Consider the following 23,708-nt stretch of genomic DNA (forward strand, 5'->3'; position numbering starts at 1 on the left):
GACCGAAGAGGACCCATGTCTCGGGACACTCCCGTAGCACCGACCGCGCCCAGCCGCCAGCCGGCCTGGGTCGACGCGCCGTCCCGAGACGCCCTCCAGCTGATCGCCGAGGGCGTCACCGAGATGGCCGGGTTCGGGATCGCCTCGATCAGCGTGGTCCGCGACGACGGCCTCCTCGAGTCCGTCGCCGTCGCCGGCAACGAGGAGGCCAAGGCCGAGCTCGAGGGCACCCGGACGCCCGTCGACCGGCTGCTCGCGGAGCTCGCGAAGGCCGACGACTGGGGGCTGCTGCGCTTCGTGCCGCACGAGCGCCTCGACCCGAGCGCCGGGGAGACCTGGGGCTGGGTGCCCGACATCGACCCGATCGACGACAGCCCGGACGCCTGGCACCCCCTCGACCTGCTGATCGCGCCGCTCTACGACGACTTCGGCGCCCTGAGGGGCAGCCTCGCGATGGACCTGCCCGCCGACGGCCGGCGGCCCAGCCAGGCGCAGCGCGCCGTGCTCAACAGGTACGCCGAGCAGGCCGGCCGCGCCGTCGTCGTGGCGCTGGAGCGCCAGGCGCTCGCGGAGCAGGTCCGGATGGCCGAGGCCGCCCGGCTCATCGTCCGCCGGGCCTCCGCCCAGCTCAGCCTGGAGCGGATCATCGACGACTGCAGCGAGGCGCTGGTCGAGGGGTTCCGGTCGGCCGGGGTGTGGATCCAGACCTTCAGCGTGCGCGGCGTCGGGCGCGGCCACGTCTTCTCCGCCGCCGGCACCGACGTCGCGCTCGGCGACGATCTCGTCGGCATCGCCGAGGAGGCAGCCCGGGAGGCCTGGCGCCGGCAGGAGGTCGCGATCGTCGCCCCCGACCGGCCGTTCCTGCCGCCGGTCACCGAGGAGAGCGGTGGAGCGATCCTCGAGTTCCTGCGCGGGATCGGCGTCGAGTCGCTGCTGTTCGTGCCGCTCGGCGCCGGGCCCGAGTGCGTCGGCAACCTGGTCCTGACCCGGCTCCCGGGTGCGCCCGAGTGGACGGCGGCCGACGCCACCGCGGCCCTCGACATCGGCCACGACCTGGGCCGGGCGATCCTCAACGCGCGCACCTTCGAGCGCGAGCACCGGCTGGTCGGGGAGCTCAAGGCGCTCGACGACTACAAGGGGCAGCTGCTCGCCACCGTCGCCCACGAGCTGAAAAACCCCCTCAGCTCGGTGCTGGGTCACCTCGAGATGCTCGAGGCGTCCCCCGACCTGACCGGCACCACGCGCACCTCACTCTCCGCCATGGAGCGCGGCGCCCAGCGGATGGTCAAGGTCATCGACGACCTCCTGCTGCTCTCGAAGGTCGAGGACGCCGCGAACCCGGTGATCGCCCGGCCCGTCGCCCTCGATGACGTCGTCGCGAGCGCGATGGACCTCGTCTCGGTCGCCGCGCAGAACAAGGGCGTCACGGTCCACGTCGTCCGCGCCGCCGAGCCGGTGGTCGCCCGCGGCGACGCCGACGAGCTCGATCGGGTCTGCACCAACCTGCTCAGCAACGCGATCAAGTACACGCCGGCCGGCCGCTCGGTGACGGTCCGGCTCGAGAAGGGCGACGACGAGGCGCTGCTGGTCTGCAGCGACGAGGGGATCGGGATCTCCGCCTCCGACGTCGAGCGGCTCGGCACCGAGTTCTTCCGCTCGACCAACCCGGAGGCGGTGGCCCAGCCCGGCACCGGCCTGGGGCTCGCGATCGTGCGCCGGATCATCGAGCGCCACTCCGGGCGCATGGAGGTCACCTCCACGCTCGGAGAAGGCAGCACCTTCACCGTCCACCTGCCGGCCGCGTGAGGCAGGAGCGACCCATGATCGACTCGCCCGACTTCGAGCGACCCGTCCGTGGTTCGCGGTGGTCCGACGACCAGTCCCGGCAGGCCCTGCAGGCCATCGCCGAGTCGATCGTCGAGACCACCGGCTTCGACCTGGTGGGCATCAGCGCGGTCCGCGACGACGGCTACCTCCAGCAGCTGTGCGTCGTCGGGCCGGAGGAGGCCCGCGCCGCGTTGGTGGACTCGCTCGCACCGCTGGACCCGCTGCTCGTGGCCCTGGAGGACGCCGAGGACTGGGGCTGGCTGAAGTACGTCCGCCACGACAAGCACGACATCGATGTCGACAAGTGGGGATGGACCTCCGACGGCCCGCGCGTGGTCGCGGACGGCTTCTGGCACCCCGAGGACATCCTCGTCGCGCCCCTGCACAGCGACGACGGCCGGCTGATCGCCGTGCTCGGCCTCGACCTGCCCCGGGACGGGCTGATCCCCGACGTCGCCAAGCGCGCCCTGCTGGACGTCTTCGCCCGCCAGGCGAGCCGCGCCGTGGTGGCGACCCTCGAGCGCGAGCGGATGGCCGAGCAGATCCGGCTCGCCAGCGCCGCGGCCGACATCGTGCGCCGGGCGACCGGGTCCATGTCGGTCGACGACGTGCTCGCCGAGTGCGGCGCGGCGATCGTCGAGGGCTTCCGGGCGACCGCCCTGTGGCTGCAGCTGGCCGGCAGCGAGCCGCGACCGGTGCACGACAGCCGCCCGGTGCCGCCCCCGCCGTCCTTCACCGACCCGGTCGCGAGGTTCGCCGAGGCCGCGTGGGCCGCCCAGCAGGTCGGCGTGTTCGCTCCGGAGCGCCGGATCCCCGAGCCCCTGCGTGCCGACGAGGCCGCGGCCGTGATGCGCTTCCTCACGACGGAGACCACCGCGGAGTCGCTCCTGGTCGCACCCCTGGGTGCCGGGTCGGAGTACCTCGGCTGGCTCGGCCTGAGCCGGCGCCGCGGCGAGGCCGAGTGGAGCGAGGGCGAGGCGGCTGCGGCTCTCGACATCGGCCGCGACCTCGGCAGCGCGCTCGTCACCGCCCGCAACTTCGAGCACGAGCACCGGCTGGTCGAGGAGCTCAAGACGCTCGCCGACTACAAGTCCCGCCTGGTGGCCACCGTCTCGCACGAGCTGCGGACGCCGTTGACCAGCATCGTGGGCTACCTGGAGATCCTCGACGGCGACGACGGTCTCTCGGAGCACTCGCGCAAGGCGGTCGCGGCGATCCAGCGCGGCAGCACCCGGCTCTCGAGGGTGGTCGAGGACCTGCTCGTCCTGCACCGTCTGGCCGACGGGTGGATCGGCACGACGGGCCCGGTCGACCTCGCCCCGATCGTCGCGGCCACCGTCGATCTCAACCTCGGCCCGGCCGGCCGGCGGGGGATCGCCGTCGACTCGGAGCTGCCCACCGCCGGGGCGACGGTGCTCGGCACCGCCCACGACCTCGAGCACGTCGTCGCCAACCTCGTCGGCAACGCTGTGAAGTACGCCCGCGACGGCGGCCGCGTGCAGATCGTCCTCGAGCTCACGCGGGACGAGGTCGTGCTGCGCTGCACCGACGACGGCATCGGGATCGCCCCCGAGGACCAGGACCAGGTCTTCGAGGAGTTCTACCGCTCCCCCGACCCCGAGGCGGCCAGTCGCCAGGGCACCGGTCTGGGCCTGGCGATCGTGCGCCGCGTGGTCGACCAGCTGGGCGGCCGGATCGAGCTGGAGTCCGCGCTGGGCGTGGGCAGCACGTTCCGGGTGCACCTGCCCGTGGCCGGGTCCTAGCCGCGAGCGCCGAGGTTGCGCAGCAGCAGCGCCTCGGCGGCCACCACCCGCTCGAACTCCGCGAGGTGCAGGCCCTCGTTGGCACCGTGCGCGCGGGTGTCCGGGTCCTCGACGCCGGTGACGAGCACGCTCGCCTGCGGGAACGCCTCGAGGAACTCCGCGATGAACGGGATCGAGCCGCCGACGCCCATGTCGACCGGCGCGGTGCCGTCCCAGGCCTCGGTGAACGCCGCCCGCGCCGCGTCGTACGCCGGCCCGTCGGCCGGGAGCGCGATCGGCTCGCCGGTGTCGACCACGGTGGTGCTGAGCTCGGCGCCCCACGGCACGTGGGCGCGCAGGTGCTCCTCGAGGCGGGCGACCGCGTTGGCGCTGGTGTCGCCGGGCGCGATCCGGATCGTGACGCGGGCCCGGGCGACCGGGCTGAGCGTGTTGGACGCGCCCGCGACCTTGGGGGCGTCGAAGCCGGTGACCGTGATCGCCGGCTGGGTCCACAGACGCTCGACGGCCGGCCCGGTGCCGACCCAGTGCAGCCCGTCGATCGCTCCGGACTCGGCGCGCAGCCGCTCCTCGGGGTACTCCACGTCGGCGGCCGGGCCGCTGTGCAGGCCGGCCACGGCCGGGCTGCCGTCCTCGTGCCACAGGCTGTTGAGCAGCCGGACGAGCGCCATGATCGCGTCCGGCGCGAGCCCGCCCCACATGCCGGAGTGGACGGCGTGGGTGAGCGTCCGCAGCTCGACGTCGACGCGGATCAGGCCGCGCAGGCTGGTGGTGAGCGCGGGCACGCCGATGTCCCAGTTGCCGGAGTCGGCGATCACGATCACGTCGGCCGCGAGGCGCTCCTGGAACTGCTCGAGCAGCTGGGGGAGGGTCGCGCTCGCGACCTCCTCCTCGCCCTCGATGAAGAGCCGCACGGTGACCGGCAGGTCGTCGCCGAGCACCCGGAGGGCACCGATGTGGGCCATGATGCCGGCCTTGTCGTCGGCGGCGCCGCGGCCGTAGAGGCGGCCGTCGCGCTCGGTCGGCTCCCACGGCGGGGAGTCCCAGTCGGCGTGGTCGTTCTCCGGCTGCACGTCGTGGTGGGCGTAGAGCAGCACCGTCGGCGCGCCCTCGGGGCCCTTCTTCTCCCCGACGACGGCGGGCGGCGCGCCGTCGAAGGCGCGCACGATCTCGACGTCGACCCCCTCGGCGGCGAACAGCGCCGCCGTGGCCTCGGCGCTGCGCTCGACCTGGTCGAGCCGCTCCGGGTCGGCGCTGACCGACTGGATCCGGACCAGGTCCTCGAGGTCCTGGCGGACCCCCGGGAAGACGTCTCGGACCTTGCTGCGCAGCTCGTGGCTCATGGCCCCCACGCTAGATCAACGGCAGGTACGGCGAGAGGTCGGCCCGCTCCCCCGACGCCCGCGTCCGGCCGGCGGCCTCGGCGTCGGTCCAGGCCAGCTCACCGGTCGCCATCGCGATCCACGTGCCCGCGTCGGTCTCGACGACGGCCGGCGGCGTGCCGCGGGTGTGCCGGACCCCGGGGACGACCTGGACGGCGGCGTACGGCGGGACCCGCACCTCGACGGACCTGCCGGGGGCGCGCAGCTCGAGCAGCGCGAGGAAGTGCTTGGTGAGCAGCCGGAGGTCGGCGCGCTCGGGGTCGCCGGCGCGGAACCGGTCGAGCGCGACCGCGACCTCGCACGGGTCGGCGGGACGCAGCCGGGCCGGCATCAGTCCTCGCCCCCGGCGGCCAGCTCGGCCCCCGTCACCGGGTGCGGCTGGAGCGCGACGAACGCGAGGTAGGTGCGGCGCTCGCCCTCCTGTCCACGGGTGCGCTCCTGCCACCGGTGGACGAGCTCGTCGAAGTCCGCCGCCATCTCCTGGGCCTCCTCGTAGGTGAGCCGGACCGCGCTGTCGTTGAGGGTGCGGATCACGCCGTCCTCGCGACGGGCGGAGTAGATCGCGTCGACGACGACGTGGCCCCACCCGGCGGCGTTGCGCCGGAACACCTCGACCGCCGCGGCCCCGCCGGGCTGCTCCTCGAGCGCCTTGAGGTCGATGGAGACACCTGTCGTCGAGGTCATCCGCCAGACCCGGTCGCGGCGGTCGCGGCCGGCATCGGGGTCCTCCTCGATCAGCCCGTACTTCGCGAGCTGGCGCAGGTGGAAGCTGGCCTGGTTGGCCGGGATGCCGAGCTCGCGGGCGAGGTCGGCGGCCCGCATGGGCCCGGTGGCCCCGAGCTCGGTGAGGATCCGGTTGCGCACCGGGTGGGCGACCGCCCGCAGCTCGCGAGGGTCGTGCAGCGGGCGTCCGGACGGTTGGTACGGCACGTCCGCCATCCTGCCACACTTGCGCACGACCTATTGCGCAACACAACTTGCGCAAGTTATGTTGCGGGTATGTCGTCGTACCGCGCGCTCTCCCGCAACCACGACTTCACGGTGCTGTGGATCGGTCAGACGATCTCCGAGGTCGGCAGCCGGATGTCGATGTTCGTCTTCCCGCTCGTCACCTTCGCGCTCACCGGCTCCGTGCTGCTCGCGGCCGCGGCCGAGGCGCTCCACCTGCTGGGCGTGGCCGGCGCCCTGCTGCCTGCCGGCGTGCTCGCCGACCGCCGCGACCGCCGCCGGATCATGCGCGCCGCCAGCGCGGTCGGCGTGCTGCTCTACGCGTCGCTCGCGGGCGCCGGGATCGCCGGCACGCTCACGGTGCCGCACCTGCTCGTCGTGGCCCTGCTGACCGGCGTCGGCGCCGGCCTCTTCGCCCCGGCCGAGCTCTCGGCCGTCCGCGCCGTGGTGCCGACCGACCAGCTGCCCACCGCGCTGAGCCAGCACCAGGCCCGCCTGCACGTCGCGGCGCTGGTCAGCGCTCCGCTCGGGGGTGTGCTGCTGGGCATCGCGCGCTGGCTGCCGTTCGCGGTCGACGCGGCGTCGTACCTCGCGTCCTGGGTACTGCTGGGCCGGCTGCGCGCCGACCTCTCCCCCACACCGTACGACGGGCCGCGGCGCCGGCCGGGGCACGACCTGGTCGAGGGCGCGCGGTTCGTGTGGTCGCGGCCGTTCTTCCGGGTCCTCACGATCTGGGGGCCGCTCACCAACCTGATGGTCAACGCGCTGTTCTTCGTGGCAGTGCTGCGGCTGATCTCCGGCGGCTCGAGCGCCCTGCAGATCGGCCTGGTCGAGGCGATCGCGGGCGTGGCCGGCATCGTCGGCGCGGTGCTGGCGCCGTGGCTGATCGACCGGGTGCCGACCGGGCGGCTGACGGTGCTGATCGCGTGGTCGTTCCTGCCGCTGGTCGTGCCGATGGCGCTGTGGCCGGAGCCGCTCGTCGTGGCCGCGGCGCTCGGGCTCGGCATGCTGCTCAACCCGGCCGGCAACGCGGGCATCGGGTCCTACCGGGTGGCGATTACCCCGCCGGCCCTGGTGGGCCGGGTCCAGGCGACCAGCCAGTTCGCGTCGATGTCGACGATGCCGTTCGCCCCGGTGCTCGCCGGCACGCTGCTCACCACGCTCGGCGGCACGGCGGCCACCCTGACGCTCGGCCTGCTCACCGCCGCCGTCGCGCTGATCCCGACCCTGTCGGCGAGCGTCCGGTCCGTCCCGCGGCCGGCCGCCTGGGACGTGTGCGCGGCACCGGCGGCCGCCTGATCCCTCAGCCGGGCAGGGGCTGCCCGGCCGCCCGCTGGAGCCGGCCGGCGGCCGCGACGACGGCCGCCGCCAGTTCGGGCGGCCCCTCCACGACGAAGTCGGCGTCGAGGGTCACGAGCGTGAAGAGCGGCCAGTCCAGGGTGTCGACCGCCATCCGCATCCGGCAGCCGGTCTCGAGCGGCTCCACGGTCGCCCACCGGCCGAACCGGGCCGTGACGTCCGCCGCGTCGGCTGCGAACCGCACGCGTACGTCGTACCGGTGCGGCATGGCGCTGATCCCGGCGCGCACGAAGGTGGGCGCGTCCTCGGCGGGCAGCTCGCGGGGCCGGAACCGCTGTCCGGTCGCCGCCGGACCACCGATCCGGTCGACCCGGAAGGAGCGCCAGTCCTGGCGGTCGCGGTCGTAGGCGACCAGGTACCAGCGCCGGCCCAGCGACACCAGCCGGTGGGGCTCGACCCGGCGCGGTCCGGACGCGACGCCCTCCCCGCCGCGGGTGCGGGAGGTGTAGTCGAAGGTGACGACGTCGTCGTCGCGGCAGGCCTGCGCGAGCACCGCGAGCGCGCTCGCGTCGACCGCGGGGCCGTCGTCCCACGGCACGCCGTCGGTCTGGGTGTGCAGCGCCTCCATCCGGCGGCGCAGCCTCGGCGGCATCAGCGCGATCACCTTGGCCATCGCCTGCACCGCGGTCTGCTCCAGCCCGGCCACCGCGCCGGAGGCGGCGGTGTGCAGCGCGACCGCGATCGCGACGGCCTCGTCGTCCTCGAGCAGCAGCGGCGGCAGGGCAGCGCCCGCACGCAGCTGGTAGCCACCCGAGACGCCCCGCGACGCGTCGACGTCGTACCCGAGCTCGCGGAGGCGGTCGATGTCGCGGCGCAGGGTCCGCGGGCTCACCTCGAGCCGCTCGGCGAGCTCGCCGCCGGGCCAGTAGCGGTGGGTCTGCAGCAGCGAGAGCAGCCGCAACATCCGGGAGCTGGTGCTCATGGGGGCACGCTACTCCCGGTTCAGGTCACTTCCTGACCGCTAGGAGGACCGCGTCGGTGACCTCGTGGGTCTCGTCGTTCCGGGTCTCCGTGCGGCGCCGCGCCTCGGCGCGGACGTCGAACAGGTCGGGGTCGACGGCCGGGGCGAGCTCGTCCGCCGTGAACATCACCCCCGGCAGCGACCAGCGCAGCCCGGTGTGGGAGTCGTCGGGGTGGTGGCCGGCCACCAGCAGCGTGCCGCCCGGCGCGACGGCGTCGGCCATCCGGCGGGTCGCCTCGACCATGCCGTGGTCGAGCAGGTGCAGGAAGCAGGAGGTGACCAGGTCCCACTGCTCGCCGTCGGGCGTCCAGGTGCGCAGGTCGGCCTGGACCCAGGTGATCCGGTCCGCGACGCCGCGCTGGGCCGCGTGCTCGGCGGCCTTGCGCAGCCCGGCCTCGGAGAAGTCGATGCCGGTCACCTCCCAGCCGCGCTCGGCCAGCCAGATCGCGTCGCCGCCCTCGCCGCAGCCCAGGTCGACCGCCCGGCCGACGGGCAGGTCGCTCGCCTCGGCGACGAGGACCGCGTTGGGCCGGCCGCTCCACGTCCGGCCCTCCCCGCCGTACCGCTCGTCCCAGGACGGCTGCTCGAAGTGCTCGCGGGTGATCTCCTGCTGGTGCTGGTGCTCGTGGCTCATGGTTCGAGTATCGGCACGGGTCCGGCGGATCGACAACTGCCGTTGCCAATCCGGCAAACTCTGGCAGAATCGACGGCATGGACGAGCTCGCGATGGTCGGCCCGCGGCTGCGGGCACTCCGGCAGGAGCGCGACATCACCCTGCGCGACCTCTCCGAGGAGACCGGCATCTCGGTCAGCACGCTCTCCCGGCTCGAGTCCGGCCAGCGGCGGCCGACGCTCGAGCAGCTCCTCCCGCTCGCGCGCGCCCACCGGGTCTCGCTCGACGAGCTCGTCGACGCGCCGGCGACCGGCGACCCGCGGGTGCAGCTGCGCACGACCCGTCGGCACGGCCGGACCTACCTCCAGCTGACCCGTCGTCCCGGCGGACTGCAGGCATACAAGATCGTCTTCCCGGCCCGGCCGCGCGACGCCGTGGCGCTCGCGACCCACGAGGGCTACGAGTGGATGTACGTCCTCTCCGGCCAGCTCCGGCTGGTGATCGGCGACCGCGACCTGCTGCTCGGGGCCGGTGAGGTCGTGGAGTTCGACACCCGGCAGCCGCACTGGGTCGGCAACCCCGGCCCGCATCCCACCGAGGTGCTCGCGCTGTTCGGGCCGCAGGGGGAGCGGATGCACGTCCGCTGACCGCGGTGCGGCAGGCTTGTCCCCGTGAGCTCTGTTGACGGTGAGCGCCTCGCCACCTGGCTGGAGGACCTCGGTCTCGCCGACCACCTCGCCGAGGCGGGGCTCCCGACCTTCGCCCGCGACGCCGAGGGCCGCGCCGTCTGGAGCGAGCCCGACCGGGTCGAGGAGCTCGACCGGGCGCTGCGCAGCCAGGGCGACGAGCCCGAGCACGCCGTACCGGTGGGGCTGGTGCTGCTCCGGCGCCAGGCCCGGCTGCGCGCCGAGCTGCTCGCGAGCGACACGTTCTCCTACGAGACGCTCGCCGAGGTGCGCCGGACGTCGGTCGACGCGACCCGGTACGCCGTGCACAAGGCCGCCCAGCAGCACGCGCTGCTGCTGGTGCCGGTGGACGAGCGGGTCGTCGTACCCGCGTTCCAGCTGACGCCGTCCGGCGAGGTGCGGGCCGAGCTCGCACCGGTGCTGGAGCCGCTGCTCGCGGCCGGGATGGACCCCTGGCGCGCCTGGGCCTGGCTGACCCAGCCCGCCGCGCTCACCCTCGGCCACGCCCCCGAGCAGGCCGTCACCGATCCCGACCTCGCCGACCTCGTCGTCCGCGCCGCCGAGGCCCTCGCCGCCCGCCTCCACCGTTGAATCGAGAGTTTTCACCGTTGAGTCGAGACTTCTGACCGCCAGAACTCTCGATTCAACCGTCAGAAGTCTCGATTCAACGTGTCGAGGAGGGCGAGCTGGCGGGCCCAGGAGGGGTGCGCCGGGTCGACGACCGTGAAGTGGTCGCCGTCGACCTCGACGAGCTGGGCGGTGCCGTCGGCGGCGGTCGCGGCAGCGACGTAGGACCGCGACTGGGAGATCGGGACGATGTCGTCGGCGGTGGCGTGCACGCACCACACGGGTACGGCGAGCGGCACCTGGGCGATCGGGTCCACGTCGTCGTCCTCGGGACCGGGCGGGTGGCCGAGGAAGCGGGCGACGGCACCGTCACCGAGGTCCTCGGCGTGCGCCGCCCGCAGGTCGAGCACGCCGGCCTGCGCGACCACGTGGGTCAACCCGAGACCCTGGCCCGCCGCCCAGACCGCGAGGTGGCCGCCCGCGGAGTGGCCGATCGCGACGGCCGGACCGGCGACCTCGGGACGCGCGGCGACCGCCGCGCGCACGTCGTCCAGCGTGTCGGCCGCACCGGTGCCGCGGCGGTACTCGACCGCCCACGCCATCCACCCCGCGGCGACCAGGCTCGGGACGAGCGGCCGGGCGTACTCGATGCCGTACTGCGGCTTCCAGAACCCGCCGTGGACGAGCACCGCGATGCCCCGGGCCGGGCCGTCGGGGCGGGTCAGCTCGGCGAACTGGGCGGCGTCGGCGCCGTAGCGGACGGTCTCGGTCGTGGCCACGGCCGCAGCGCAGGCAGGCTCAGGCCAGGGCGGCGGGCAGCGTCGCGGTCCAGGCCGCGCGCAGCTCGTCGAGCGGCAGCTCGAACTGCCCGTCGACCGCCACCGAGTCGCCTCCGGTGACGCCGAGCGCGGTGATCGGCACGCCGTGCTCCTCCGCGAGCTCGACGAGCCGCTCGGCCTCGCCGTCGGGCACGGTCACCAGCGCCCGGGCCGTGCTCTCGCTGAACAGGCCGAGGAACGCGTCGCCGGGCACCGCCACCGAGACCCCGACGTCGTGCCGCAGCGCGGCCTCGACCAGCGCTTGGGCGAGGCCGCCGTCCGAGAGGTCGTGGGCCGAGGTGAGCAGGCCGACACCGGCGTGCAGCAGCTGCGCGAGCGACCGCTCCGCCTCGAGGTCGACCTGCGGCGGCAGCCCGCCGAGGTGGCCGTGCACGACGTGCGCCCACTCCGAGCCGGAGAGCTCCTCGCGGGTCTCGCCGAGCAGGAAGACCCGCTCCCCGGCGCTCGACCACGCCGACGGCGTACGCCGCGTGACGTCGTCGATCACGCCGAGCACGGCGACGACCGGGGTGGGCAGGATCGCGGTCTCGCCGGTCTGGTTGTAGAGGCTGACGTTGCCGCCGGTGACCGGGATGCCGAGCTGGGCGCAGGCGTCCTTGAGCCCGCGGCAGGCCTCGGCGAACTGCCACATGACGGCCGGGTCCTCGGGCGAGCCGAAGTTGAGGCAGTCCGAGATCGCCAGCGGCACGGCGCCGCCGGTCGCCACGTTGCGGTAGCTCTCGGCGAGCGCGAGCTGCGCGCCGGCGTACGGGTCGAGCTTGGCGAACCGGCCGTTGCAGTCGGTGGAGACGGCGACCCCGAGGTTGGTCTCCTCGTCGACGCGGACCATGCCGCTGTCGCTGGGCTGGGCGAGCACGGTGTTGCCGCGCACGTAGCGGTCGTACTGGTCGGTGATCCAGGACTTGTCGCAGAGGTTGGGGCTCGCGACCAGCGTCAGCAGGGTCTTGCGCAGGTCGTCGCCCGACTCCGGGCGCGGCAGCCGCTCGGCGGCGTCGGCCTGGAGGTCGTCCTGCCGGTCCGGGCGGGCGAACGGCCGGTGGTACGTCGGACCGTCGTGCGCCACGCTCCGCGGCGGCACGTCGACGACGCGCTCGCCGTGCCAGTCGATGTGCAGCCGGCCGGTGTCGGTGACCTCGCCGACGACCACGGCCTCGACGTCCCACTTGGCGCAGATCGCCAGGAACGCCTCGACGTCGCCGGGCTCGACGACCGCCATCATCCGCTCCTGCGACTCGCTCATGAGGATCTCCTCCGGAGCGAGCGTGGAGTCGCGCAGGGGCACCCGGTCGAGCTCGACGTGCATCCCGCCGTCGCCGGCGGACGCGAGCTCGGAGGTCGCGCAGGACAGGCCCGCGCCGCCGAGGTCCTGGATGCCGGCGACGAGCCCGGCCGCGAAGATCTCGAGCGTGCACTCGATGAGCAGCTTCTCCATGAAGGGGTCGCCGACCTGCACGCTGGGCCGCTTCGCCGGGCCGTCGGCGTCGAAGGTCTCGGACGCCAGCACCGAGACACCGCCGATGCCGTCGCCACCGGTGCGCGCGCCGTAGAGGATGACCTGGTTGCCGACGCCGGACGCCTTGGCCAGGTGCAGGTCCTCGTGCTTGAGCACGCCGACGCAGAGCGCGTTGACGAGCGGGTTGCCGAGGTAGGTCTCGTCGAAGACGGCCTCACCGCCGATGTTGGGCAGGCCGAGGCAGTTGCCGTAGCCGCCGACGCCCGCGACGATCCCGGGCAGCACCCGGTGCGTGTCGTCGGCGTCGAGCGGGCCGAAGCGCAGCGGGTCCATGACCGCCACCGGCCGCGCGCCCATCGCGAGGATGTCGCGCACGATGCCGCCGACGCCGGTCGCGGCGCCCTGGTAGGGCTCGACGTACGACGGGTGGTTGTGCGACTCGACCTTGAAGGTCACCGCGTAGCCCTGGCCGATGTCGATGACGCCGGCGTTCTCGCCGATGCCGGCGAGCATCTTGCCGACCGGGGTCTCCTGGCTGAGCTCGGAGAACTGCTTGAGGTGCACCTTGGAGCTCTTGTAGGAGCAGTGCTCGCTCCACATCACCGAGTACATCGCCAGCTCGCTCGACGTGGGCCGGCGACCCAGGATCTCGCGGATCCGTTGGTACTCGTCGGCCTTCAGGCCCAGGTCGGCCCAGGGCTGCTCGCGGTTGGGGTCCTCGGCGGCGACGGCCACGGTGTCCAGCACGGGGCAAATCTACCCGTGGGGCTCGGGGCGGCCGACAGCGGTTCGACCGCTGGCTGCTACGTCAGCAGCCCGTCGACCACGACCTCGAGCATGGGGCGCACAGCGGTGGGGTCGAGGTCGGACTGGTCCGCGACGGTCGCGATGCCGCCGACGAGGCGGCAGACCTGGAGGGTCTCGACGTCGTCGCGCAGGGCGCCGTCCTCGCGGAGCCGGTCGATGACGCGGGCGTTGGCGCCGGCGAGGACCTGGCACTTGGTCATGATCGGCGACTCGGGGTCGCCCATGGCGCGGGTGATCTTCGCGGGGCCGCCCTTGTGCTGGCTGATCAGCCGCACGTACTCCTCGAACCAGTTGAGCAGCAGCGCACGGTCGTCGCCCTCGAAGGCGAGCGCCTTGTCGGCCGCGTCCGTCACCTTGTCCATCCAGGACTGGAGGATCGCGTCGATCAGGTTCTCGCGCTTCGGGAAGTGCCGGTAGAGCGTGCCCGGGCCGACCCCGGCCCGCTTCGCGACCTCGTCGAGCGAGGCGTCGTACCCCTGCTCCCGGAACAGCTCCCGCGCCGCCTCGACGATGCGGTCGTAGTTGCGCTTGGCGTCGGCACGCACGGATTCACCTCGAAAAAGACTTGATAACCGGAGACAGTCTCCGTATCGTTCATCGGGAAGCGGAGTCATCCTCCGGATCTACTGTACCTCGGCCCCCCGGGCCAGAACAGGACCTCACCCCATGTCCCTGAACGCCTCCCCCACCCGGGAGCTTCCCAGCGAGCTCCCGCCGAACGCCGGCCGCGCGGCCGCCGGTATCGCGATCGTCCTGGTGGCCCAGCTGATGATCGTGCTCGACGCGACGGTCGTGAACGTCGCCCTCCCGCAGATCGACAGGAGCCTCGGCTTCGGCCCAGCATCCCTGTCCTGGGTCCTCAACGCGTACACGCTCGCCTTCGGCGGGCTCCTGCTCCTCGGCGGCCGGCTCGGCGACGTCTACGGACGGCTCAAGGTCTTCGAGATCGGCCTGGCCGTCTTCACGCTGGGCTCCGCCCTGGGCGGGATCGCCCAGACCCCCGGCCAGCTGATCGCCGCGCGCACCTTCCAGGGCGCCGGCGCGGCCCTCGCCGCCCCGAGCGTGCTCGCCCTCCTGACGACGAGCGCCCCCGACGAGGCCGCACGCAACCGCGCGCTCGCCCTGTTCGGCGCCGTCTCCTCCGGCGGCGCGTCGATCGGCCTGATCCTCGGCGGGCTGCTGACCGACGTCGGGTCCTGGCGCTGGACGCTGTTCATCAACGTGCCGATCGGCCTCGCCGTGATCGCGCTCGCGCCCCGCTTCGTCGACGAGACCCCGCGTCGCTCGGGCCGCTTCGACGTCGTCGGCGCGCTGGCTGCCACGGGCGGCGCGGTCGCGCTCGTCTGGACCCTCATCGGTACGCCGGAGCACGGCTGGCTGTCGGTGCGGACGGCCGTCGGGTTCGCCGTCGGCATCGCACTGCTGGCGCTGCTGGCCCGCACCGAGCTGCGGCACCCGCACCCGCTGGTGCAGCCCGCCCTGGTGCGCAACCGCAACCGGGTCGGCGCGCTCGCCGTGATGGCCCTGCTCATGGGCGCGAACCTGTCGATGTTCTTCCTGGTCGTGCAGTACGTCCAGGGCGTGCTCGGCTTCGGTCCGCTGCTCGCCGGTGTCGCGTTCCTGCCGTTCAGCCTCGGCATCTTCGCCACCTCGCGCGTCACGCCGGCCCTGCTCGGCCGGTTCGGCCCCCGCAGGATGATGCTCGTCGGCGGCGCGACCCTCACGCTCGCCTACGCCTGGCTCAGCACGATCGGCGTCGACGACACCTATCTCGCGGCGGTCTTCGGGCCGATGGCCCTCGCCGGCATCGCGTCCGCGCTGCTCTTCATGCCGGTGACCGTGATCGTGCTCTCGGGCGTCGCGCCCGAGCACGCCGGCTCCGCGTCCGGCCTGCTGCAGACCACGCAACAGCTCGGCGGCGCCGTCGGCGTGGCCGTGATCGTGTCGGTGTACGCCGCCGGCGCGGTCCCGGGCGAGCTGGTGCCGGGCATGAGCGCGGCGTTCCTGACCTCGGCGACGTTCGCCGGCCTCGCCCTGCTGGTCACCGCGGTGGTGATCCGCGTGCGGCGGCCGGTCCGCGACGCCGGGACGCCCGAGGCGGTCGTCGAGGCGGTCGCCGCCGAGGCCGCCTGAGGCACGCCGTACGTCGAGCACGAAGCTCGCGCCTGGACGATGGGACTCCGTCGTCCAGGCGCGAGCTCCGTCGTCCGCCCGACGAAACCCGTCAGGTCGAGGCGCCGGATGCCGAACAATTACACGCCTGTAGTTAGCGACGCGGCCTGTTACTCATGTGATTTCTGAGGTTATGGTGACGTGGCCTCGCCGCGAGGCACGCCACGTCTCGACCCGCTTGGAGCACCACATGCCTCGCCCGGCCTCACTGCCCCTCCGCCACCGCACCGGCCGACTGGCCGCCGCCGCACTCGGGCTCGTGCTCGCGGCGTCCGGCGCGATCGCCGTCGTCGAAGGACCGGCCGCCGGCACCCCGACCACAGGGGTCGCGGCGAAGGCCAAGGCGAAGGCGAAGCGCGACAACGTCGTCACTCCGGGCAACTTCACGGGCTACGGGTTCGACCAGTGCCTGGCTCCGAAGCAGTCGAAGATGGACCGCTGGCTGGAGTACTCACCGTTCCTCGCGGTCGGCATCTACATCTCCGGAGACTCGCGGGCCTGCCGCGACCAGCCCAACCTCACCCCCACCTGGGTCAGCACCCAGCTGGCCAAGGGCTGGCGGCTGCTGCCGATCACGCTCGGCCCCCAGGCGTCCTGCCAGCCGCGCTACCCGCGCTACGGCACCGACGTGACGATCGACCCCACCCGCGCCGCCAACACCGGCACCTACGTCAACGCGTACACGCAGGGCGTCAACGAGGCCAACAAGTCCGTCGGCGCCGCAGCCGCGCTGGGCATCGTGGCCGGCAGCACGCTCTGGTACGACCTGGAGGGCTTCTCCTACGGCAACACCAAGTGCCGCGAGTCGGCCCTGTCCTTCCTCAGCGGGTGGACCCAGCAGCTGCACGCCCTGGGCTACGTCTCGGGGGTCTACTCCAGCGCGGGCTCCGGCATGAAGGCCCTCGACGAGGTGCGGGTCTCCCGGCCGACGGCCTACACGCTGCCCGACCAGATCTGGGTCGCACGGTGGGACGGCCTCGCCAACACCAGCGTCAACCCGACCTACATGCGCAGCGACGGCTGGGCCAAGGCCCGCGTCAAGCAGTACCAGGGCGGGCACTACGAGACCTGGGGCAACGTCCGGATCAACATCGACCGCAACTTCCTCGACGTCGGCACCGGCTCGGTGGCCGTGCCCGAGACCCACTGCGGCGGCATCCCGGTCGCGTTCTCGTCCTACCCCACGCTCCTGGCGGCGTCCTCCGGTCGCACTTCCAACCCGAGGAAGGTCCAGGCGCTCCAGTGCCTGCTCCAGGAGCAGGGGACGTACGCCGGCCCGATCGACGGCGTCTTCAGCGACGGGCTGGTGCAGGCCGTCAACGCCTGGCAGGGCCCCCACAACCTCGCCGTCCAGCCGGCCTGGAGCCGCGAGGCGTGGCTCACCCTCCTCAGCGCGGGCAGCACGCCGGTGCTCAAGTTCGGCTCCGCCGGCGTCGAGGTCCGGCGCCTCCAGCGCGCGCTGAAGTCGACCATCTCGTCCGACGCGCGGAAGGCGCTGCGGCCGACCGGGGTCTTCGACTCCCGCACCGACGCGGCGGTCCGCGCCTACCAGACCCGACTCGGGCTGAACGTGTCCGGCGTCGCCAACACCCAGACCTGGGCAGCGCTCCAGGCCGGTCGGCGCTAGGTCGTCAGGCCGGCGGGCCGACCAGGAGCGCCAGCCCCGTGAGCGCCGCGACCGCGACCAGGCCCGAGAGCGCGCCGCGCCTGGGGTTGCGGAGCAGCCACGCGGTGGCCCGCTGCACCGGCCCGGCCGGCTCGACGTCGCGGAGCCGCCAGGCGTCGCCCAGCGCGCTGCGGCGCTCGGCGTACCGGTCGAACAGCACGGTGAAGAACGGCGGGACGGCGGCGGCGAGGCCGAGCAGCGTGCGGCCGGCGGACCAGCGCTGGTCGACCGCGACCAGGACGGTCGTCAGGCAGTAGGCCACGAACACGACGCCGTGGACCATGCCGAAGACCCGTACCCCCAGCTCGGTGGTCTCGGTGACGTACTTGAGGAACATCCCGGTGAGCAGCAGCGCCCAGGTGACGGCCTCGGCGATCGCCGCCCGCCGGAACAGCAGGCGCGGACTCATGCGAACGCGCGCTCCACGAGACTGGTGAAGAAGCCGAGGCCGTCGGTCCCGGCGCCGGTGAGGTCCTCGACCGCGTGCTCGGGGTGCGGCATCAGGCCGACCACGTTGCCGCGCTCGTTGGTGACGCCGGCGATGTCGCGCAGCGAGCCGTTGGGGTTGTCCACGAGGTAGCGGGCCACCACCTGGCCCTCGCCCTCGAGCCGGTCCAGGGTCGCGTCGTCGGCGACGAAGCCGCCCTCGCCGTTCTTCAGCACGATCGTCACCTCGTCACCCTCGGCGTACGCCGAGGTCCACGGAGTGCGGTTGTTCTCGATGCGCAGCCGCTGGTCGCGGCACACGAACTTGCGGTGGTCGTTGCGGATGAGCGCGCCGGGGAGCAGGTGCGACTCGCACAGGATCTGGAAGCCGTTGCAGATGCCGAGCACGGGCATGCCCCGGCCGGCGGCCTCGATGACGTCGGTCATCACCGGCGAGAAGCGGGAGATCGCGCCGCAGCGCAGGTAGTCGCCGTAGGAGAACCCGCCCGGCAGGACGATCGCGTCGACGCCCTTGAGGTCGTGGTCGCCGTGCCACAGCGCGACCGCCTCGTGGCCGGCGATGCCGACGGCACGCAGCGCGTCGACGTCATCGAGCGAGCCAGGGAAGGTGACGACCCCGACCTTCACGCGCCCACCTCGTCGGAGGGAGCCTCGACCCGGACCGTGTAGTTCTCGATCACCGGGTTGGAGAGCAGCGTCTCGGCCATCTTCTCCACCTCGGCGAGCACCTCGTCGGTGATCTCGCCGTCGAGCTCGAGCTCGAAGCGCTTGCCCTGACGGACATCGGTGACCCCGGAGAACCCGAGGCGGGGAAGCGCGCCGTGGACGGCCTTCCCCTGCGGGTCGAGGATCTCGGGCTTGGGCATGACGTCGACGACTACGCGTGGCACGGCGTCAGTCTAGGCGGCTGGTGCAGACTGGTCGGCATGAGCCTGCCCACCGGTATGCCGGGAGCGAACCCGCTCCGCCTCGAGTACCCCCAGTCGCTCGCGGTGTACGACGACTACGCGGCCGCCCAGAAGACCGTGGACTTCCTCTCCGACAAGGAGTTCCCGGTCCAGCACCTGATGATCGTCGGGACCGACCTGAAGCGGGTCGAGCGGATCACCGGCCGGCTCACCTGGAGCCGGGTCGCCCTCGGCGGCCTCTTCTCCGGCGTCTGGCTCGGGCTCTTCGTCGGGCTGATCTTCTCGTTCTTCGTCGACGAGGACTGGCTGGCGATGATCCTCTCGACCGTGCTGCTCGGCGCGGTGTTCGGCCTGGTGTGGGCACTGCTCGGCTATGCGTTCACTCGCGGCCAGCGGGACTTCTCCTCGATCACCCAGGTGGTCGCGACCCGCTACGAGGTCCTGGTCGAGCACAAGGTGGCCGACGAGGCGCGGGCGCTGCTCGCCGAGCTGCCCGGGGCGCTGCCCAACCCGTTCGAGTAGCTCAGCTCAGCTCGCGCTTGAGGATCTTGCCGGTCGAGGTCATCGGCAGGGCGTCGAGGAACTGCACGATCCGCGGGTACTTGTACGCCGCCATCTGCTCCTTGCCCCACGCCACGAGCTCGTCCTCGGTCACCTCGGCGCCGGGCGCCTTGATGACCACGGCCTTGATCTCCTCGCCGTGGCTCTCGTGCGGGACGCCGATGACCGCAGCCAGCGAGACCGCCGGGTGCGTCATCAGCACCTCCTCGATCTCGCGCGGGTACACGTTGAAGCCGCCCCGGATGATCATGTCCTTGGACCGGTCGACGATGTAGTACCAGCCGTCCTCGTCCCGCCGGGCCAGGTCGCCGGAGCGGAACCAGCCGTCGCTGATGACCTCGGCCGTCGCGTCCGGGCGGCCGTAGTAGCCCTTCATGATGTTGTGGCCCTTGATCGCGATCTCGCCGATCTCGCCCTCGGGCGCGTCGCGGAAGTCACCGGGGGTCGAGGCGGGGTCGAGGAGGCGCATCTCGACGCCGGGGATCGGCAGGCCGATGGAGCCGACCCGCACCGGCTCGCCGTACTTGGAGAACGACGCGACCGGCGAGGTCTCCGACAGGCCGTAGCCCTCGAGGATCGTCACGCCGAAGCGTCGCTCGAACTCCTTGTGCACCTCGACCGGGAGCGCCGAGCCGCCGGCGACCGCGACCCGGAGGTGGTCGGCGACCTCCTGGACGTCGAGGCCGTCGGCCTGGGCGCCCTCGAGGGCGCCGAGCAGGCCCCAGTACATCGTCGGGACGCCGGCGAAGAAGGTGATGTTCTCGTTCTTCATCAGGTCGAGCGCGGCGCGGGCCTCGAAGCGCGGCAGCATCACGACCGTGCCGCCGTAGGCGAACGCGCCGTTCTGGCAGACGGTCTGACCGAAGGAGTGGAAGAGCGGCAGCACGCACAGGTAGCTGTCGGGCCGGTCCGCGTCCGCGCCGAAGAGGGCCGCGCCGGACAGCGCGTTGTCGCGCATGTTGCGGTGCCGCAGCTCGGCGCCCTTGGGCTGGCCGGTGGTCCCGGAGGTGTAGAGGATGACCGCCGTGTCGTCCTCGTCGGTGGCGACGGTCTCGAACGCGCCGGTCTGGCCGCCCATCGCCTGGGCCATCGTCTCGGTGCCGTCGATCGGCGACGGCGCGGCGAGGTCGGCGGTGATCATGAAGAAGTGCTCGCAGCCGTCGGTCTGCTGGAAGCCGGCGTACCCCTCCTCGCCGATCGCGAGCTCGGGGGTGCCCTGGAAGCAGAAGTAGGCCTTCGCGTCGGAGTCGGCCAGGTGGTAGGCGACCTCGCGGCCCTTCAGCAGCACGTTGAGCGGCACGACGGTCGCCCCGGCCTTGAGGATGCCGTAGTAGACGATCGTGAAGTAGGGCAGGTTCGGGCAGCTCAGCGCGACCTTGTCGCCCGGCGCGATGCCGCGGTCGGCCAGGAGCCCGGCGACCATGTTCGCGAACGTGTCGACCTCGGTGTACGACAGCCGCCGCTCGCCGAAGACGATCGCGGTGCGGTCGGGGTAGGCCGCGGCGCTCTCCTCGAGCAGGCTGGCCAGGTTGTACGTCGTCATGGGGAGAACGTACTCGCCGCGTGGCGCAGGTCACTGCGCACCCCGAGCGGGGCCAGCACCCGCAGCGGTGCGACGAGCAACCGGGGACCGGTGAGCTCGAAGACCGCCGTGACGTCGCACCCGGACGGGCTCGGCTCGAAGGTCAGCGTCAGCGTCGCCGCGATGCCGCGCCAGGTGCCGCGCTCGGTCCAGCGGCGCGGCCGGTCGAGCTCGGTGGTCTCCATTCGGGGACGGACACCGACCCGGGTGACGTCGGTCCAGGTCTGGCCCACGCGCGGCTCGCCGTCGACGGCCTCGACCCGCGCGAGGCTCGACTGCCACCGCGACCGGTTGCTCGGGTCCGCGAGGTAGTCGAAGACCACCTCGCGGGGAGCGGGGAACGAGACCGTTACCAACGCTGCCCGGTGAGCAGCTCGAAGGCCTCGACGTACCGGCCGCGGGTGCGCTCGACGACCTCGGGCGGCAGCGGGGGCGGCGCCTCGCCGGAGGCCTTGTCCCAGCCGGACTCCGGGGAGAGCGCCCAGTTGCGCACGATCTGCTTGTCGTACGACGGCTGCGTGCGGCCGGGCTGCCACTCGGCGGCCGGCCAGAAGCGGGAGGAGTCCGGGGTGAGCACCTCGTCGCCCAGCACGGTGGTGCCGTCGGGCCGGGCGCCGAACTCGAGCTTGGTGTCGGCCAGGATGATCCCCCGCTCGCGGGCGATCGACTCGGCCCGGGCGTAGACGCCCAGCGTGAGCTCGCGCAGCTCCGCGGCGCGCTCGCCGCCGATGGTGGTCACGACGTCGGCGTACGTGACGTTCTCGTCGTGGTCGCCGAGCTCGGCCTTGGTGGCCGGCGTGAAGATCGGCCCCGGGAGACGGCTGCCGTCCTCGAGCCCGTCCGGGAGCGCGATGCCGCAGACCTCGCCGCTCGCGCGGTAGTCGAGCAGGCCGGAGCCGGTGAGGTAGCCGCGGGCGACGCACTCGACCGGGTACATCGCCAGCCGCTCGCACACGACGGCGCGTCCCTTCACGGCGTCGGGGACGTCGGTCGAGATGACGTGGTTGGGCACCAGGTCGGCGAGCTGGTCGAACCACCACAACGACATCCGGGTCAGGATCTCGCCCTTGTCCGGGATCGTCGTGTCGAGCACGAAGTCGAAGATCGAGATCCGGTCGCTGGCGACCATCAGCAGGTCACCGCCCGGCAGCTCGTAGAGGTCGCGGACCTTCCCCGAGTGGAGGTGGGTGGCGCCCTCGATGGCGGGCGCGGTCGGGATGTTGAGCTCGGCCACGGGGCCACTCTAGGGCGCCGCCTTCCTCTCCTTTGTGTACTCGGTTAATGTGATTTGCGAGGAGGGACCATGACCCGTGCCGCACAGCCCGACTTCCTGATCGTCGGAGCGCCGAAGGCGGGCACCACCGCGCTGCACGCCGCGCTCTCCCAGCACCCCGAGGTCTTCGTGACCTCCCCGAAGGAGCCGAAGTACTGGCTCTGCGACGACGCGCCGCCACCGGCCTGGCGCGGTCCGGGTGACGCGCACTCGCAGCGGGAGTGGATCTGGCGGCGTGACGAGTACGCCGCCCTGTTCGCCCACGCGCCGCGCCGCGCGGTCCGCGGCGAGAGCACGCCCTTCTACCTCTGGAGCCGGGGCGCGCACCGCCGCATCGCGGAGTACCTGCCGGCGGTGCGGCTGATCGCGGTGGTCCGCGACCCGATCGACCGGGCCTACTCCAACTGGATGCACCTGTGGTGCGACGGTCTCGAGCCGGTCGCGGACTTCGAGACGGCGTTCAGGCTCCAGGACGAGCGGGTCGAGGCCGGCTGGGCGCCGTTCTGGCGCTACCGCGACCTCGGGCGCTACGGCGAGCAGCTCGCGCACCTGCAGCGGCACGTCGACCCCGAGCGGGTCCTGGTGCTGCGCTACCGCGACATCGTCGACGACCCGCGCGCGGCCGTCGATCGCGCGTGCCGGTTCCTGGGCATCACTCCGGGCACGGTCGCCACCATCCCGCAGGACAACTCACGCAGCTACGTCCCGCCGGGATGGCGGCCGACCGTGCTCGGACCCGTCGTCCGCGCCGGCGCCTGGGCCGGGCAGTTCGCCCCGCCGGACGTGTGGCGCCGCGCCAGCGCGCCGCTCGTGACTCGGCTCCGGTCCGGCGACCTGCGGCGGCCCCGGCTCGAGCCCGAGCAGCGCGAGCGCCTGTTGCCGGCCTTCGCCGACGACGTCCACCTACTGTCCTCGCTCACCGGCCAGGACTTCTCCGACTGGCTCTCGACCGAGGACAAGGGCTCCTTCGAGGAGCGCGCCAAGGGCGCCTAGCGCACCACGGTCACCAGGTCGTGCGCGCCGTCCTGGCGGGCGGCCTCGACGTAGAAGCGGGTCCGGCCGTCGGGCAGGCGGACCGCGGACGCATAGCGCCAGGCACCGTCGGAGTGCGGCGAGACGAGCGGGTCCTCGTCGTCGGCGACCAGGCGCTGCCCGTCCCAGCGGGCGACCCCGGTCGTCTCGTGCCAGTTGGAGGCGGCGTCGGGGCGACCGTCGTACAGCACGGTCAGCGGGCGCTGCGCGACCACGGCGGTGACCCGGGCGCCGCGCGCGTCCCAGCGGCCCGGCCGCCCGGCGAGCACCTCGCCCTGGTCGGCCCAGCCGAGCCCGTCGGCGCTGGTGAGCAGCCGGGTCGTCATCCGGTCCTCGTGGCCCGGGTCGGAGAGCGGGTGGCAGCACAGCCACATCCGCCAGCCGTCGTCGATCCTCTCGACGACCGGGTCCTTGACCGCGACCTCGTCGTCGCCGGGCAGCACGACCTGCTGGTGCCCGGCGGGCAGCTCGGCGGGGGTCGGCGCGGTCAGGCTGTCGACCCACCAGTGCTTGGAGCCCGGCGTCGCGCAGGACAGGTAGAGCCGCCAGCCCAGCCCGGGCACCGGCACCAGCACCGGCCGCTCGAAGGACTCGCAGCCGAACGCCTCGCGCTCCACCTGCGCGACCGGCTCGAACGTCACGCCGTCCGCGGACCTGGCGACCACCACCGCGACCCCGCGGCCCTCGGTGAGCGGGCGGCGCACCCGGTAGGTCAGCCAGAACGTGCCGTCGACGAGCACCGCGCTCGCGGCGCCCGCCCAGTTGCCCGGGCCGGCGTCCGGAGCCGGCACCACGACGCGCACCCCTTCGTCGTACGACGGGATGGGCGGCAGCGTCTCCACGGACATGCCGCCAGCATAGTCGA

24 protein-coding genes are annotated in these 23,708 nt (G+C 73.2%); 9 read left to right on the plus strand and 15 right to left on the minus strand.

Going from position 1 to position 23,708, the window contains the following annotated elements; genetic code table 11:
* The first annotated feature begins 15 nt into the window (after positions 1–15).
* Together HZF07_RS13035 and HZF07_RS13040 are read left to right on the plus strand one after the other, a co-directional pair.
* Positions 16–1,806 (plus strand): sensor histidine kinase, encoded by a 1,791-nt coding sequence (locus tag HZF07_RS13035; protein WP_157342194.1) that lies wholly within the window; start codon positions 16–18, stop codon positions 1,804–1,806.
* 14 nt (positions 1,807–1,820) lie between these two features.
* Complete coding sequence (locus HZF07_RS13040) at positions 1,821–3,590, plus strand: sensor histidine kinase (protein WP_157342196.1); 1,770 nt, start codon at positions 1,821–1,823, stop codon at positions 3,588–3,590.
* Here HZF07_RS13040 and HZF07_RS13045 read toward each other — a convergent pair.
* From HZF07_RS13045 to HZF07_RS13055, 3 genes are read right to left on the minus strand one after another with little or no spacing between them, the layout of a single operon-like run.
* Positions 3,587–4,930 carry a dipeptidase gene (locus HZF07_RS13045; protein WP_157342198.1) on the minus strand — a complete coding sequence of 448 codons (1,344 nt, stop codon included), beginning with the start codon at positions 4,928–4,930 and terminating at the stop codon, positions 3,587–3,589. The genes HZF07_RS13040 and HZF07_RS13045 overlap by 4 nt on opposite strands.
* A gap of 10 nt (positions 4,931–4,940) precedes the next feature.
* Positions 4,941–5,300, minus strand: a complete 360-nt coding sequence (locus HZF07_RS13050) for a sterol carrier family protein (protein WP_157342200.1) — start codon at positions 5,298–5,300, stop codon at positions 4,941–4,943.
* Positions 5,300–5,899: a winged helix-turn-helix domain-containing protein gene (locus tag HZF07_RS13055; protein WP_309504722.1), complete on the minus strand. Its 600-nt coding sequence runs from the start codon at positions 5,897–5,899 to the stop codon at positions 5,300–5,302. The genes HZF07_RS13050 and HZF07_RS13055 overlap by 1 nt, the downstream gene beginning before the upstream one ends.
* 69 nt (positions 5,900–5,968) lie before the next feature.
* On the opposite strand from HZF07_RS13055, the gene HZF07_RS13060 reads away from it, so the two are divergent.
* On the plus strand, positions 5,969–7,216 hold the full coding sequence (locus HZF07_RS13060; RefSeq protein ID WP_157342204.1) for an MFS transporter: 1,248 nt from the start codon (positions 5,969–5,971) through the stop codon (positions 7,214–7,216).
* Between the two features lie 4 nt (positions 7,217–7,220).
* On the opposite strand, the gene HZF07_RS13065 is transcribed toward HZF07_RS13060, so the two are convergent.
* Together HZF07_RS13065 and HZF07_RS13070 are read right to left on the minus strand one after the other, a co-directional pair.
* Entirely contained in the window at positions 7,221–8,198 is a 978-nt protein-coding gene (locus tag HZF07_RS13065) for a helix-turn-helix transcriptional regulator (RefSeq protein ID WP_198346398.1), read from the minus strand.
* Between the two features lie 25 nt (positions 8,199–8,223).
* Entirely contained in the window at positions 8,224–8,871 is a 648-nt protein-coding gene (locus HZF07_RS13070) for an SAM-dependent methyltransferase (protein ID WP_157342206.1), read from the minus strand.
* A 77-nt stretch (positions 8,872–8,948) separates the two neighbouring features.
* Between HZF07_RS13070 and HZF07_RS13075 the strand changes: the two genes are divergently transcribed.
* Positions 8,949–9,497, plus strand: a complete 549-nt coding sequence (locus HZF07_RS13075) for a helix-turn-helix domain-containing protein (RefSeq protein ID WP_157342208.1) — start codon at positions 8,949–8,951, stop codon at positions 9,495–9,497.
* Positions 9,498–9,521: 24 nt separating this feature from the next.
* Entirely contained in the window at positions 9,522–10,127 is a 606-nt protein-coding gene (locus HZF07_RS13080) for a hypothetical protein (protein WP_157342210.1), read from the plus strand.
* 59 nt (positions 10,128–10,186) lie between these two features.
* On the opposite strand, the gene HZF07_RS13085 is transcribed toward HZF07_RS13080, so the two are convergent.
* From HZF07_RS13085 to HZF07_RS13095, 3 genes are read right to left on the minus strand one after another with little or no spacing between them, the layout of a single operon-like run.
* Positions 10,187–10,882 (minus strand): alpha/beta hydrolase family protein, encoded by a 696-nt coding sequence (locus tag HZF07_RS13085; RefSeq protein WP_181645148.1) that lies wholly within the window; start codon positions 10,880–10,882, stop codon positions 10,187–10,189.
* A gap of 19 nt (positions 10,883–10,901) precedes the next feature.
* Positions 10,902–13,142, minus strand: coding sequence for a phosphoribosylformylglycinamidine synthase subunit PurL (purL, locus tag HZF07_RS13090; RefSeq protein ID WP_181645149.1), 2,241 nt, complete (start codon positions 13,140–13,142; stop codon positions 10,902–10,904).
* 56 nt (positions 13,143–13,198) lie between these two features.
* Complete coding sequence (locus HZF07_RS13095; protein ID WP_181645150.1) at positions 13,199–13,747, minus strand: TetR/AcrR family transcriptional regulator; 549 nt, start codon at positions 13,745–13,747, stop codon at positions 13,199–13,201.
* 121 nt (positions 13,748–13,868) lie between these two features.
* Here HZF07_RS13095 and HZF07_RS13100 point away from each other — a divergent pair, with 121 nt between their 5' ends.
* Together HZF07_RS13100 and HZF07_RS13105 are read left to right on the plus strand one after the other, a co-directional pair.
* Positions 13,869–15,335 (plus strand): MFS transporter, encoded by a 1,467-nt coding sequence (locus HZF07_RS13100; protein ID WP_157342215.1) that lies wholly within the window; start codon positions 13,869–13,871, stop codon positions 15,333–15,335.
* Positions 15,336–15,564: 229 nt separating this feature from the next.
* Positions 15,565–17,001, plus strand: coding sequence for a glycoside hydrolase domain-containing protein (locus HZF07_RS13105; RefSeq protein WP_181645151.1), 1,437 nt, complete (start codon positions 15,565–15,567; stop codon positions 16,999–17,001).
* A gap of 4 nt (positions 17,002–17,005) precedes the next feature.
* Here the strand turns inward: HZF07_RS13105 and HZF07_RS13110 are convergent, their stop codons facing one another.
* Genes HZF07_RS13110 through purS form a run of 3 tightly spaced genes read right to left on the minus strand, consistent with a single transcriptional unit; the run spans position 17,006 to position 18,377 of the window.
* Positions 17,006–17,449 carry a DUF3817 domain-containing protein gene (locus HZF07_RS13110; RefSeq protein ID WP_157342219.1) on the minus strand — a complete coding sequence of 148 codons (444 nt, stop codon included), beginning with the start codon at positions 17,447–17,449 and terminating at the stop codon, positions 17,006–17,008.
* The gene (gene purQ, locus HZF07_RS13115) at positions 17,446–18,114 is read right to left on the minus strand and encodes a phosphoribosylformylglycinamidine synthase subunit PurQ (RefSeq protein ID WP_181645152.1); all 669 of its coding nucleotides are present in this window, start codon (positions 18,112–18,114) and stop codon (positions 17,446–17,448) included. Before purQ ends, HZF07_RS13110 begins: the two co-directional genes overlap by 4 nt.
* The gene (gene purS, locus HZF07_RS13120; RefSeq protein ID WP_181645153.1) at positions 18,111–18,377 is read right to left on the minus strand and encodes a phosphoribosylformylglycinamidine synthase subunit PurS; all 267 of its coding nucleotides are present in this window, start codon (positions 18,375–18,377) and stop codon (positions 18,111–18,113) included. The genes purQ and purS overlap by 4 nt, the downstream gene beginning before the upstream one ends.
* Positions 18,378–18,413: 36 nt before the next feature.
* Between purS and HZF07_RS13125 the strand changes: the two genes are divergently transcribed.
* On the plus strand, positions 18,414–18,917 hold the full coding sequence (locus HZF07_RS13125) for a general stress protein (protein WP_157342221.1): 504 nt from the start codon (positions 18,414–18,416) through the stop codon (positions 18,915–18,917).
* A 1-nt stretch (position 18,918) separates the two neighbouring features.
* Here the strand turns inward: HZF07_RS13125 and HZF07_RS13130 are convergent, their stop codons facing one another.
* Genes HZF07_RS13130 through HZF07_RS13140 form a run of 3 tightly spaced genes read right to left on the minus strand, consistent with a single transcriptional unit; the run spans position 18,919 to position 21,772 of the window.
* Entirely contained in the window at positions 18,919–20,499 is a 1,581-nt protein-coding gene (locus tag HZF07_RS13130) for a long-chain-fatty-acid--CoA ligase (RefSeq protein ID WP_157342223.1), read from the minus strand.
* Positions 20,496–20,894 carry an SRPBCC family protein gene (locus HZF07_RS13135; protein ID WP_157342225.1) on the minus strand — a complete coding sequence of 133 codons (399 nt, stop codon included), beginning with the start codon at positions 20,892–20,894 and terminating at the stop codon, positions 20,496–20,498. The genes HZF07_RS13130 and HZF07_RS13135 overlap by 4 nt, the downstream gene beginning before the upstream one ends.
* Complete coding sequence (locus HZF07_RS13140; RefSeq protein ID WP_181645154.1) at positions 20,888–21,772, minus strand: phosphoribosylaminoimidazolesuccinocarboxamide synthase; 885 nt, start codon at positions 21,770–21,772, stop codon at positions 20,888–20,890. The genes HZF07_RS13135 and HZF07_RS13140 overlap by 7 nt, the downstream gene beginning before the upstream one ends.
* Before the next feature lie 69 nt (positions 21,773–21,841).
* Here HZF07_RS13140 and HZF07_RS13145 point away from each other — a divergent pair, with 69 nt between their 5' ends.
* Complete coding sequence (locus HZF07_RS13145; RefSeq protein ID WP_157342227.1) at positions 21,842–22,804, plus strand: sulfotransferase family protein; 963 nt, start codon at positions 21,842–21,844, stop codon at positions 22,802–22,804.
* Here the strand turns inward: HZF07_RS13145 and HZF07_RS13150 are convergent.
* Complete coding sequence (locus HZF07_RS13150; protein ID WP_157342230.1) at positions 22,801–23,691, minus strand: hypothetical protein; 891 nt, start codon at positions 23,689–23,691, stop codon at positions 22,801–22,803. The two genes, HZF07_RS13145 and HZF07_RS13150, sit on opposite strands and share 4 nt — an antisense overlap.
* Positions 23,692–23,708 lie beyond the last annotated feature (17 nt).

The organism is Nocardioides agri, assembly GCF_013778305.1.
GTDB lineage: Bacteria > Actinomycetota > Actinomycetes > Propionibacteriales > Nocardioidaceae > Nocardioides > Nocardioides agri.